This window comes from Mucilaginibacter agri (assembly GCF_009928685.1).
Lineage (GTDB): Bacteria > Bacteroidota > Bacteroidia > Sphingobacteriales > Sphingobacteriaceae > Mucilaginibacter > Mucilaginibacter agri.
Map to the genome: position 1 here is coordinate 1072066 of NZ_WWEO01000045.1, position 13564 is coordinate 1085629.

The following is a 13564-nucleotide window of genomic DNA, read 5'->3' on the forward strand; positions in this document are numbered from 1 at the left end:
CGTAACTGCATTTAAATTACCTTTTGCAAAAAATCTGCAATGGTTCGTTATTTTTAGAAACCAGCAGGTATGTCCCTTTTTTTGTTTGGATTTGCTTTAAATCCCGTATTTCGCCTGTTAGGTACAAACCTGTTTTAGCAGGTTCTGCATACATAAACTGATTGTTTTTTCCGCGCAACAGTGTCACGCCATAACTGGCGTCATATCGCCCTACTTCTGGCTTGAGCCCATAAAAATTACCCCCCAATAATATATCATTTAAGCCATCGCCGTTAAGGTCGGTTATCAAGGCAGCATAAACTGGTGAAAACTGAGCACGTTGCGGTAGAGCCTTCATGGAGAATTCGCCATTCCCTTTATTGTAAAATACGCAACTCTGGGTTTGCTTAACCGTATGTACTTCGGCCTTTTCTAACTGATCCTTATCAAACAAACTCTCTATACCTACGCCTGCATATTGTTTGTAATGCAGAAACTTCTTTTTAAGTATCGGCATTTCTGCCATCATATCGGCGTAGAGGTTATACGGATACGCCTTACCATCTGATTTATAAGTGACTAGAATACATTCGTCGCGCCCGTTTTTATCAAAATCGCTTACATATAATTTAGTCGGGTGTTGCTCATCCGCCCTTATTTTGCTATTCAGGCCGTTATTACCGGCAATCAGATCGGACTTGCCATCATTATTTACATCGGCAATTGTTAACGAATTCCACCAACCTTCAGAACCTGACAATTCCTGAATTTTCTTTAATTCGTTATCGCGATATTTAAAAATGGTTACAGGCATCCAATCGCCTACCACTACCAACTCTTGTTTGCCGTCGCCATCTATATCTGCCCATTTTGCGTCGGTTACCATGCCAAAATGCATCAGTTCGGGTGCTATGGTTTGCGTTACGTTAGTAAAACGCCCACCACCCTCGTTTTTAAGCAATATGCTCGACGGGCTTATCCCATAATCCCCTGCAACGCTGCGGGCGCCGATAAAAATATCGGGGCGGCCGTCACCGTTGTAATCATTTATGCTTACGCATGATGCATTTAAATTCATTACGGGCCAGCCGTTAAAGGCACGGGTAAAATTGCCCTTTCCATCATTCAGGTATAGCCTGGGCATCTGGTAAGAACCTTCTTCGTGCATTTCATTACCGCCGCTTGCTACAACCAAGTCCTGGTCGCCATCACCGTCTGCATCAAAAAATGCCGCACCTACGTCGTCATTAGTATGCTCTTGTTCAAACGCAAACTGTTTAACCCGCTTAAAAGTTCCATTGGCCTGTTGTATTAAAAGTTTGGCCGTATCGCCCGCAGCAGCACCCATAAAGAAATCCTCCAGCCCGTCGCCATTTACATCGGCAACCGCAAGTTTGGGGCCCTCCGTCGACAGCATTTTGGGAATTAATCGTTCGTTGTCAAAATCTGTATAAGCATTTTCGCGATGCGTTATCTTCTCTGCCAATACCGATGCTGTAACATTTGTAAATATGGGTTTAGGTGCCGGTGCAAATTTTGCATTCTGTAAAGCGTTTGTTTGATGGAGCGTGACGGTTTGATTAGCTTTAATGTTGGCAATGGTTTGCTGTTTCATATTGGGCCATAAAACAATGAGGCTATCAACATGATTTAAATTACCCAAACCGAAATTTAATACCGGTTCTACACTACTTTGAAAGCCTCTTACCGGCATTTGCTCCAATACTTGCTGCTGGCCGTTACCATAAACTGTAATTCTGGCACCTACTCCGAAAGTGTTGGGTTTACTGCCATTTAGCTTAACTTTAAGAAAATGAGTATGCTTTCGCTCGCTCGACATATTGCGATATACAAATGCTTCCATGTTTTCGTTATTCACCACTAGATCCAGATCGCCATCACCATCCAGATCACCATAAGCCGCGCCATTGCTGAAACTCGGTGTAGCTAAGCCAAGCTCTTCGCTTTTGTTTTTGAAAGATAAATCCCGCTGGTTGATAAATGCATAGTTGGCGATTGGCGTTACAGGCATTTTATTAATAAAATGTTTATAGTCGAACCCGCCCTGCATCACGCTCATTTTTGTAGAATCATCGCCGAAATAATAAAGAAAGTCCTGGTCGGTAAGATCCTTGCTAATGCCGTTGCTCACAAAAATATCCTTCCATCCGTCATTGTTAAAATCGAAGGTTAGCGCGCCCCAGCTCCAGTCAGTTGCTTCTACACCAGCCATATCGGCTATCTCGCTAAAAGTACCATCGCCATTATTTAACTGCAGGCAATTTTTCTCATATTGGTGATGGAAATCGTTTTGCAGTTTAGCATTAAAAACGTCGTAGTTATCAAATTTAGTGGTAGTCTTTAAGCGGTAATCCCGCTCGGGCAGCATATCGGTTGTAAATACATCTAAATAGCCGTCGTTATTAATATCGGCCATATCAGAACCCATCGAAGCCAAACTTACATGCCCTATCGCAGATTTCGCCTGCTCTTTAAAGGTACCATCGTGTTGATTAATGTATAGGTAATCATGTTCAAAAAAGTCGTTAGACACATAGATATCCGGCCACCCGTCGTTGTTAAGATCACCAACCGTTACCCCTAAACCAAAGCCGATCTCACTACCATAAATACCCGCCTCGGCACTAACATCAACAAAGTGCCCGCTATCGTTTCGATATAACCGTTGTCCATTGTTCTTGCTGCGAATGTCGCGCATGCCCTTGGTATAGCTAAAGCTGCTAATGGGCCGAAAGCTATTGGTAAGAATAAAGCAATCGAGGTCGCCATCATGGTCATAATCAAAAAATGAAGCCTGGGTGCCAATGCCTGTATCATCAAGACCATAAGCATGCGCCATTTCTTTAAAAGTACCATCGTGCTGATTGATGTATAATTCGTTTGCGCTTTTTGTGCCGTCTTGATTACCGCTGTTAGAAACGTAGATATCCAGCCAGCCATCAGCATTAATATCTGCCATAACTACGCCGGTATGCCAGCTGTTTATACCGGTAACGCCGGCTTTCTCTGACACATCCTCAAATTTCCAGTTCCCTCTATTTATATAAAGGCGATTTTTGCCCTCATTAGAAGTGAAGTAGATATCGGGTTTACCATCGTTGTTAACGTCGCCTATAGCAACGCCGCCGCCATTATAAAAATTTCTAAAGTTAAAAATGTTTAGTTTTTTACTATCTACAACCTCATTATTAAAACTAATACCCGTTTGCGAGCCTGGTAATTTTTCGAATAACGGCGGACCGGCCGCTTTTTCTTTATGAACGCAACTGCTCAAAACTATAGTAATGACCAGCAATGATATGTAGATCCGAAATTTCATTAAGTATCTTAAATTTTAAAAAAGCAGCCGTTTCCGGCTGCTTCCTAAACATAACCAACTAAACTTAAACAATATTAAAAACCTGCATACCCCGGATTTTGTGTAAGATTTGGATTGGCAATATGCTGATTTTGTGGTATCGGGTAAATTTCCCAATGATTATCAGCATCCTGCATTTTTTGTGGCTTTCTGGCACTGGCAAAATTTCCGAAGCGGATACAATCCTGGCGCCTTACATTTTCCCAGGCCAATTCGCGTCCGCGCTCCAGGAATAAATTGTTCAATGTAAGATCGCTCATGGTCCAAGCATATTTCTGAACACCGCCATAAGCTCGCATGCGGATCTGGTTTACATAACCCAGATCAACATTCGATTGAGATCCATTACGTACGGAAGCCTCGGCTCGCATTAACAACACATCCGCCAAACGAAAAATCACCATATCGTTATTCTGGCTTACTTGTATACCCGGATTAGGCCAGTATTTTACGTTTCTTAAACCTGCCAGGCGAAAACTTGCAGCCGGGTTACTGATCTCCGTAATGTCAGAGTAAAAAGATAGGTCTAAACCCGTTTGCGCATCTTTTATTTTAAGCGTCGCATCGGTACTGTTGCTCAATACACCTGTATTAGGCGGGTAGGTTGCTATCTCGGCATATTGTTGCCCAATGATCCATTGCCCGGCACGCGCATCATTATAGGTGCGGTAAGTATTTTTGCCCCTTACAGAGTAAGTAGATGTGGTATCAAAATGGCTGTAGAATTCGGCGTTAGTACAGTAACCATTCCAACCACCACCAGATATTTGGTAGTTCTTATCATTTTGGTAATGTAGGGTCTGGGCAGCCCAGTTATTTCCTCCGATATTAACGTTATCAAAAGGTACAACAAAAATATTCTCCTTTGAACTTTGATTCTCGATGGCAAAGTTATCGAAGTAGTTACTTTCTAAACTATAACCCGCTGTAATCACGGTATCGCAAACTTTAATACAATCTGCATAACGCGCCGTGCCTACATACTGCACAGAGTTAAGATACAGCTTGGCCAGTATGCAATCTGCAACATACTTGTTAATACGGCCATAATTAGTAAGGCTTCTGTCGGTAGACAACTGCCCCATATTGGCTTTGATCTCGCTTTCAATAAAATCGTAAACCTGTTTGCGCGTGCTGTTTTTCACACCGTTCGGATTGGTATTGAAATCTGTAACCAGTGGCACGTTGCCATAAAGGTCCATCAACCAGTAATAATATAAAGCCCTTAGGGTTTTAAGCTCGGCATTAATGGCGGGCAAGGTAGCCGGTGCCGGATTTAAATTATTTACGATGCTTAAAATAAAGTTGATTTTGGTTACTCCCGAATACAAGTCGTTCCAGGCATCCTGTACTTGCTGTGTCTGCGAATTCCAGGTATGTGTAAATAGCTGTATATGCTGGCCTGCAGCTAACCAGTCGTTTCCCCTGGCAGGTACTACTAACTCGTCTGACGACTCTTCCTGCAGATCGTGAAAGTTACCATCGGGAATGTTTCTCAACTGCGAATATGCAGGGGCAATACCTGCCGCTATCTGATCGGGTGTTTGCCAAAAGTTTTCATTTGCAACCCGGCTATATACTTCCGGCTCGAGCTTTTTACAGCCTGCTGCACTTACCAGCAGGGTTAATGCAATACCCAGCTTTATATATTTGTATGAATGTCTCATTTTCTTATAATTTTTGGTTTACATTAATCATTTAAACGCTACGCTTGCTCCTAAAATAAACGTTCGGCTTTTGGGGTAATACCCATAGCCATACATATTGGCATCGATGTAAGATTGAGCCGAATCACCGTTCACCACCTCGGGGTCTATGCCTTTATATGGTGTGAAGGTTAACAGGTTTGATCCGGTAACATATACACGCAGATTGTCGAGGCCTTTAATTTGTCTGAAATTGTAAGCAAGGGTTACGTTATCCAATTTAAGGTACGAAGCATTTTGAAGCCAGTAATCGGAGGTGGTTTGCGAACCCCGGATGCCATTGGTAAGGGCATTATGAGTTACGTTATTCCCCGGCAGCCTGCTGTAGTTGCTAACGATGTTGTCGTAGTTATTGAATAGCTTTTGGCCGTAAACCCCGCGTAAAAAGAAGTTAAGGCTTAATTGTTTATAGTTGAAAGTATTGCTTATACCATAAGTAAATTTAGGTGTTGGGTCAATGTAATCGTATTTAGCTTTGCTGATATCCGGTGTGGTATTGCCAGCAGCATCATAATAAAGTTGGTTGCTGTTGGATGTTGGCGAAATTGCTGAGGCAACTCCGGCAAATTTAGGCAGGTAGAATACATAAGGCGACTGACCAACCTTTAAGTAGGTAAGATAGTTATTTTGATAACCACGGCCCTGCGCTACACCGATTGGCACCATGTCAGTAGAAATATCGGTGCCATTATAGGAGCCAGATAAGCTGGTAATGGTTGTTTTAGTAAACGTAATCTGTCCGGATGGGCTCCAGGAAAAATCTTTGCCTTTAATTACGTCGCCCGACAATTGGATTTCCAGACCTTTGTTCTTTAAATCGCCCACGTTAGCCAGGATACTATTGTATACATAAGGCGGCACTGGTACGGTATAGTTAAACAAGAGGTCTTTAGTTTTATCGTTAAAGGCGTTGATGTTACCGGTAAAGCGACTATTAAACATCGAGAAGTTAAAACCTATATTACGACCAATTCTGCGTTCCCATTGCAAATCTGCGTTGGCGTTCTGTATCGGCGTGTAAGAATCAGGATATTGGTTTGTGGGGTTGCCTGGGGTGTAGAAACGACCACCGCTGCCCAGCAATAACAAAGTGTTATAAGGATTAATGGCATCCTGGTTACCCACCACACCATAGCCTGCATTGATTTTTAAATCATCCAACCAGGTTACATTTTTCAGGAAGCTTTCGTTTTTAATACGCCAGGCAGCCGATACCGAAGGGAAGCTCCCCCATCTGTTATTTGCACCAAACTTATTAGACCCATCTCGTCTGAAACTGGCAGTTAAGTAGTAAGTAGAGTTATAGTTATACTGCGCCCTTGCAAGGTATGATTCAATGATAAACTCTTCTTTATACGAGCTGATCACATTCTTAGCCGAGTTACCTGCACCAAGGTTGTTGTCGCCTAAATCCTCAACCAGATACTCCTGACCAGAAGCGTTAAAATTACTGTTAACAAAGTCGTTAAATTCATACACCAGCGTACCGCTTAGATGATGCTTGTTAAAGTCTTTCAAAAAATTTAAATGCACATCACCTTTTTTAGAGTCGACATTGGCATTCCCCTGGCTGGCATTATTTTTATTGCCTACACCGGGCAGCACAGGCTGAAAAAAGCCGGTTTGGGTATTGAGGTGTGATATCGAACCTGTAGTCCCCAATGTTAAGAAGCTTAGTAATTTATAGTCGACCTTTGCATATAATTGGGTCAGATAATCGTTTGACGTATTGGTTTGCAACATTTGCTGCGCTACAGGGTTTTGCTCGTGATAGTCGAAATAACCATAATAGCTACCATCGGGGTTTGTAACCGGAAAAGTTGGCGGCGTAGTATTTACATATTCAAATATGTTATAATCGGCCAGCTTGCGTTTGTTCTGACTATAGGATAACGTGGTTTGGATATTAAGTTTATTGTTAAGCGCTTTCTGCTCGGCACTAAATCTTAATCCTAATTGCTCTTTATTAGTATTAATCACAATGCCTTGTTGGTTCATGTAGTTTAATGAAGCACGGTAATTAAAGGTCTCTGTTCCACCCGAAACACCAAGATTATTGCTATTGGTAAAAGCGGTACGGGTAATTGCTTTGAGCCAGTCAGTGTTAGCGCCTTTATCTAAAGCACTAATTGTTTGCTGATCGATATTAGGAATCTGCTGTACCGCAGAACGCCATTCATCGGCACTAAGCAGGTTATAGTCCCCACGTAATTTATCTATAGCCGCATAACCGTTATACTCAACCCTTGTACGGCCTGCTGCGCCTTTTTTAGTGTTGATAATGATAACGCCGTTTGCACCACGTGAACCATATATGGCGGTTGCCGAAACATCTTTCAAAACATCATAAGATTCGATGTCCGAAGCAGGGATGTTTGAGATTTGATTCGGGTTATCTAACGGGATACCATCTACCACAATAAGCGGAGTCTGTCCACCGCTTAGCGATGTTTGTCCGCGCAGGCGCACAATCAAGTTAGCGTTTGGATCGCCACCGGGCTGCGTTATTGATAAGCCGGGCACCTTTCCCTGAATTTGCTGCAAAGGGTTGCTGATAACGCCTGGATTAAAATCTTTTGCAGTAACGTTTGCTACGGCACCGGTTAAATCTTTTTTCCGTACCGAGCCGTAACCCACAACAACCACATCATTTAGTGTGGTACTACTCGAGATAAGGGTTACATTTAGTGTTTTACCTCCCGTTAATGGAACTTCTTTTGGAGCGAAGCCAAGGAAAGAGAATCGAAGAGCTTTTACCGAGGCTGCAACGGTGATGGTGTATTTACCATCTGGTTTAGTTGCAACGCCCCCCGTGCCTCCTACCGGCGCCACAGTGACTCCTGGTAAAGACACGCCCCGCTCATCGGTAACGGTACCTGATATTGTCAAATTTTGACTAAAAGCCATTGCAGACTGAAGTACAAAAGCGAAAAGTAAACAGGCCGTTTTTAGAAACTTCTCGTTGTTCATAAAAATGGTTTTAAGGTTAAATAATTAGCTTTAGAAAAGTGCTTATTTTTTGTGAACCAGTATGTACCGGTTCACAATTATAATAATTTAATTTTTAATATTCCAAACATTGAAGACGTTTTTTTATGAAATATTTTTCCGGCTAAAAATCAACAGAAAAGAAACGAAGAAAACAGGGAGACAACGCACCTAAATCACTGAAAGCGTTGGGATATAAAACAAAAAGCCAGCTATGAGCTGGCTTAATTATTAGTTATTATTTAACTATTATTTTATAACAATAATAATATCAGTATATAGGGTAAATAACCCGGATGTTCTGATCCTTTTTTAAATCCCACGCAAGAGAATAAGCCTCTAATACTTGAGCTACCTTGGTTAGATGATAATCTGCCATATACCTATCCATAGCCGAATATAGTTGATGCAGATCTGCATAATTGCCTTTATAGGCCCCTACAAGTAAACGACCATCTGCGGGGAACTTTAAGAATTTAAATCCATGTCCGTTTTGTACTTCCTGAGTTACCGGCAATGCTACGGTTAGCTCTATCTTATTGCCGACCGGGAAAAAGGAAAGGTAATAATAGTCTTTGTCAACAGATATCGAATTACGGCTTAAAAAGGCTTTTATATCTTTCAACATGCCCGGCACTTGCGCAAGCATACTATCTTTCGTTACAAGTTTTTGCGTTGTACACAAAACGCGATCCGTAACTTTCACAATTTGAATGGGGAAGCCGTAAATAGCGTTGGGGCTTTCAACAAAATTTTTCAGATCGGCAAGCTGTCGCTCAATCATATCATCATCGCTTATCTTAGTAATCAACCATCTGAAGCCACTTTGTTGCACAATCCATTGCACTTGTGAAGCGGTATCAACTAATGGCATGATGGCGATATGCTCAGCAGCTGCATCGCGGTTGTCTTTTTGCAGAATCGTAAATGATGCCGGATTATTAACCTTTATGGTTATTTGGCGGTTTTCAGAACCAAAAAATGTTTTATTCCATTTATGCCATTGATTAATATCAGACAGTTGTGGAGATAAGTTAAATACCGACGCTTTAACTATTGTCTTGTAGACTACGGTATAATTGAAAAATCCTGCCCCAACTACTATTAAAGCAATTACAGGCAGGATAATCCGGTACATTTTTAGTTTCATGAATTTAAAATAGCTACCATTGCCCTTACTTCCTCTTCTCTGGAAATGTACACATGGCCGTAATCTGATATCGCCAGATTGATATATCGAAGTGGGTTTTCGGCCTGCGCCCTGGCAGAGGCATGGAACTGAGTCGCTCCACTTTCGGCAATCAACTGTTTTAAGTTTGATGAATTTACACCAGCACCCGGCATAATAATAATCCTGCCTGCCGCTTGTGCTACAAGCTTTCCCAACACTTCGCCGGCATCCGGCGCAGCACTTTTCTGACCAGATGTTAGCACTCGCTCGCATCCGCAATTAATAATATCCTCCAGCGCCTGATAAGGATCGGGGGTGCCATCAAAAGCACGGTTGCAGGTAACACCCATTGGGCCGGCCCATTCTACTATGCGCTTAAGCCATTCGGTATCTATTTCGGCGTTTATGGTTTGTGTGCCTACGGAAATTCCATTACAACCTAGTTCTTTGCAAATCTCAATATCTTTTTTGATGATGGCATATTCATCTTCGCTGTAATAATAATTACCAGAACGGGGCCTGATAATAGGATACAAATCGATGCCTATTTTTTCGCGCACATGCTTAATAGTGCCATAACTTGGGGTGGTGCCGCCTTCAATAGGATTGTCACAAAGTTCAACCCTTACAGCTCCGCCCCGCTCGGCCACCAGGCACGATTGGATATTAAAAGCACATACTTCCAGAATTCTTTCAGACATAGTATAACATTTATGGTTAAATTAAGAAAAATAGCTTTTAGCAGGCACAACCTGGTCAACCTGGTTGCTTCTTACTGAGTAAGAAAACCCGGGCTGAAGGCTGTATCCGCCGACTTCGCCTTGCTTATTTAGGGCAACAAACGCTACCTGAATCTTTTTGGCACGCTCTGGGCCGCGTTGCACAATCCGTTCTACCGCTTTTTTACAGGCGTCCTCAGGTTTTAACCCCTGGCGCATTAACTCCACTACCAAATGAGAGCCTACAATCCTGATCACTTCTTCGCCAACACCCGAGGCGCTTGCTGCACCAACTTCGTTGTCGACATACAATCCCGCCCCAATCACCGGCGAATCTCCAACCCGACCATGCATTTTGTAAGCTAATCCGCTGGTTGTACAAGCCCCGCCCAGGTTACCATTTGCATCCATAGCCACCATACCAATGGTATCATGATTTTTGGGGCCGCCAGGCATGGGATCTGTTTTTTTATCGTATAAACGGTTTTCTACATTTATCTCCGGATTGTATTTCGATGTTTTGAGCCACTCCTGCCAATCCTTTTTACTTTTATCGGTAAGCAGATTTTTTCTCTTAAAACCATTGGCCAAGGCAAACTGCAGAGCGCCCTCCCCTACCAAAATAATGTGCGGGGTTTTCTCCATCACTAAACGCGCAACAGAAATGGGGTGCTCAATATCCTCGAGGCACATAACAGAGCCGCAATTGTAGTTTTCATCCATGATGCAAGCGTCAAGGGTAACAAAACCATCCCGGTCCGGCAAGCCACCATAGCCAATGGTTTGGTTGTTGGGATCTGATTCGGGTATTTTAACACCTGCTTCTACAGCATCGAGCGCACGGCCGCCTTTGCTTAACACATCCCACGCCCCAACGTTGGCCGTTTTGCCGAAATCCCATGTTGAAAGCACTATAGGGCTCCCCTTTACGGCTTCGGCTTGCTGTGGCAAACCAAGGGCAACCTTATTGGTCAGTATTGCTGCAGATCCCAATAAAGTTGCACCTATAAACTTTCTGCGTGATTGCATATTGTTAACGGTTAATAGGAATATTCATACTGATAGTCTGAGCTCCCTTAACAGTTTGCTCGCCACCATCTTTAGTCCAGGTATTTTTGTTGATCACCACGTTTTCCGGCAGATTATTGGCCTCTGCAAATTTCAGGTCGAGTTTAGCCGCGCTGCCATTCGCATTAACAACAAGCGATAAATCGATTGGACCATAGGGTGTGCGAATACCTTTTAATTTAGTAGCGGCACCTGCTGCAACCCATTTTTTCGGCAAACCTTCAAAAAGGTGCAAATCTTTGCCACGGTCAAGTTCAATCATGTGAACAACCAATCTGATGTATTCGGCGCTTGCCCAGTTATGCGGCATATCGCCAACTTCCTGGTTACCTTTACCCTGAGGTTTTTGTTCTTCGCGCCAAACCATCGTTGGCGATGAGTGATTACCCCAGTCATATAACAACTGTGGTACTTCTTTACCCCGGTTAAACCATAATAGGTCGTGGCCTAAGAAAGAACTGAAGTAAGTCCATAAACCCTGCTCCATCCAGCCGGTATTAACAGTTAAACCCTCTACCCTATGGTCATACAACATGCTAACCGTACCTTCCGCCATCTTTTTAGCTTCGGCATCATCATCAAACATGGTACCCGGATAAACTGACTGGCAAAAAGCCCACTGACCTTTTTGAGGCGCCTGGTCCTGCTCATTGTTAATCAGTACCGGCAAATAGGTATTGCCTTTATCATCTTTGCGAAGATCCTTGCGGGCCTTAGCCATAAACTTACCGTAAAAATCATCATACTCGGCCTGCCATTTAGTAGCGTCATCGGTTTTCCCTAACCATTTAGCTGCCCATATCGCCCACTTCATACCAGCTAAACAATATTCTGTGTTAGAGTAATCATTACCATGTTGGATACCGCCATCTACGTTACCATCGGGCAATAAAGTGTAATATGGTTTTGAAGGGTCTTTCATAGCGAGATCTCGCAGGTAATTGATCCGTTTGATACAGCCTTCTATAACGCCCCAATTATTACGCAGCCATGTTTTATCCTGTGTAAGCATGGCGTGGCGTGTAAGCATAAACAGCACCAATCCGTTTTCTTTATGGAAAGTATTGATCATCTCGAAACCACCAGCAGGCAATTGGTAATGCGTTAGGTAATCTATACAACTGCGTACATCTTTAGTGTAGTTAAGCATGGTGGCCACTTCAAGCAGATAACTGCCATCGGCCAACCACAGTCCGCGATATTCTGTAGGCCCAACATGAAAGGACTTATTGCCCTTACGGATATCTCTGGCCTGGAATATATTTCTCAAACACGATTCTACCATGTCCTGTATGCCGTTATCAGGCACAGAAATGGCGGTTGCAGATGGACAATTCTTTTTCCACCAGGCTGCGGCAGTTGCCAACTGCTTTTGCGAAACCGGTACACTTGCTGCTATTGCCTTTTCGGGTCCGAAGAACCGGCTTACTGTTACTGTATAACTTTTTTGTTCACCGGTTTTTAGTGTTAACGGCGCAAGCGCTACGGTATATTTGTTTACCGAATCTTCTTTAACACTACTGATGTTTTGAGAGGAAGATAACACCGTTTCATCACCAACCTTTACAAAACCACCTTGCTGTTTAATTTCCTCAACACCTTTGCAACGCAAAACAGGATTAAAGGTAGCATTACCTGCCGTGGTATTCTTTAACTTCACCAGGATATGATACCTGCGCTCGGGCATTGGCACAGTTGCACATTTTGCATACAACACAGCGGATTTGCTTGCGCTACCCGATACAATACTTTCGGCAGATGGCATTTGGCCTTTAAAGAGCCATATGCCGTTGATGAATGAGTTCCGGTTTAATGCCCCCGGTTTATTGGTAACCACAATTGTGAGTATACCATCGTTATTGGTGTCCTTCGCCTCGAAGAAATAAACACCAGGTTTTCTGAAACCGAAATCCTTAACCGGGTCAATATCTTTTTGCTCCGACCCTTCTACATTAATACGCATGGTGCGTACACCAACGGAATCCTTTTCGCCCTCACAAAAACCGAGCGCAGCTTTAAAAGATTCTCCGGGTTTGACGCGGACATGAAACTCTACCAAACCCTCGCCAGAAAGGCCTTTTAGTCCTTGTGCTACATCGTTAAATGCCGGATCGGCTTTAACGGTTGGTTTCGACCAGCCTTTAAGGCTCCAGCGGCTATCGTAACGTACGATACTGTTCAACGGCTGCTCGGCAGGGATCTCTAAAAAAGTTTCTTCTTCAACCTGCACACCATTAGCATCTTTAACAGTACGCGTAATTGGCGACAGGGCTGTAATCAGATTCTGGCTTTTCCACGTAGCAGGCGTTTTACTATCATTTAAGATAGAGAAAGAAAAATGTCTCGGCCCTTTATAACCGTAATCGCCAAAGATCTGCCCTTCACGGCCAACCAATGTTTTTACCGGATCGTCAGGTAAGCAAACCAGTGTTTGCCACCACGGCGGGCTATACTGGTGATTAATTTTCATCGGCCCCTCTTGCGAGAAACCTTTAAGACTACCGAACACGAAAGTAGCGGCTATTACTGCTTTGGCTGTTACAGATCTTAACAT

The 13564-nt window shown here is 43.2% G+C and carries 7 protein-coding genes; all 7 read right to left on the minus strand.

Annotated elements, in window-relative coordinates; all coding sequences use genetic code 11:
- Positions 1-16 precede the first annotated feature (16 nt).
- The 7 genes from GSY63_RS24385 to GSY63_RS24415 all read right to left on the minus strand — a co-directional run bounded on the left by GSY63_RS24385 (position 17) and on the right by GSY63_RS24415 (position 13564).
- Entirely contained in the window at positions 17-3319 is a 3303-nt protein-coding gene (locus tag GSY63_RS24385; RefSeq protein WP_166588454.1) for a VCBS repeat-containing protein, read from the minus strand.
- Between the two features lie 74 nt (positions 3320-3393).
- A complete protein-coding gene (locus GSY63_RS24390) occupies positions 3394-5025 on the minus strand; it encodes a RagB/SusD family nutrient uptake outer membrane protein (protein WP_166588455.1) in 1632 nt (543 codons plus the stop codon).
- A gap of 27 nt (positions 5026-5052) precedes the next feature.
- Positions 5053-8034, minus strand: a complete 2982-nt coding sequence (locus tag GSY63_RS24395) for a SusC/RagA family TonB-linked outer membrane protein (protein WP_166588456.1) — start codon at positions 8032-8034, stop codon at positions 5053-5055.
- A gap of 289 nt (positions 8035-8323) precedes the next feature.
- Entirely contained in the window at positions 8324-9202 is an 879-nt protein-coding gene (locus GSY63_RS24400) for a hypothetical protein (RefSeq protein WP_166588457.1), read from the minus strand.
- A complete protein-coding gene (locus tag GSY63_RS24405) occupies positions 9199-9924 on the minus strand; it encodes a copper homeostasis protein CutC (protein WP_166588458.1) in 726 nt (241 codons plus the stop codon). The genes GSY63_RS24400 and GSY63_RS24405 overlap by 4 nt, the downstream gene beginning before the upstream one ends.
- Positions 9925-9945: 21 nt before the next feature.
- Entirely contained in the window at positions 9946-10971 is a 1026-nt protein-coding gene (locus tag GSY63_RS24410) for a N(4)-(beta-N-acetylglucosaminyl)-L-asparaginase (protein WP_166588459.1), read from the minus strand.
- A 4-nt stretch (positions 10972-10975) separates the two neighbouring features.
- Positions 10976-13564, minus strand: coding sequence for a hypothetical protein (locus tag GSY63_RS24415; protein ID WP_166588460.1), 2589 nt, complete (start codon positions 13562-13564; stop codon positions 10976-10978).

Coding starts and splice junctions, on each gene's coding strand:
- GSY63_RS24385 (WP_166588454.1), bottom strand. CDS start 3,319: ATGAAATTTCGGATCTACATATCATTGCTGGTCATTACTATAGTTTTG.
- GSY63_RS24390 (WP_166588455.1), bottom strand. CDS start 5,025: ATGAGACATTCATACAAATATATAAAGCTGGGTATTGCATTAACCCTG.
- GSY63_RS24395 (WP_166588456.1), bottom strand. CDS start 8,034: ATGAACAACGAGAAGTTTCTAAAAACGGCCTGTTTACTTTTCGCTTTT.
- GSY63_RS24400 (WP_166588457.1), bottom strand. CDS start 9,202: ATGAAACTAAAAATGTACCGGATTATCCTGCCTGTAATTGCTTTAATA.
- GSY63_RS24405 (WP_166588458.1), bottom strand. CDS start 9,924: ATGTCTGAAAGAATTCTGGAAGTATGTGCTTTTAATATCCAATCGTGC.
- GSY63_RS24410 (WP_166588459.1), bottom strand. CDS start 10,971: ATGCAATCACGCAGAAAGTTTATAGGTGCAACTTTATTGGGATCTGCA.
- GSY63_RS24415 (WP_166588460.1), bottom strand. CDS start 13,564: ATGTTAAGATCTGTAACAGCCAAAGCAGTAATAGCCGCTACTTTCGTG.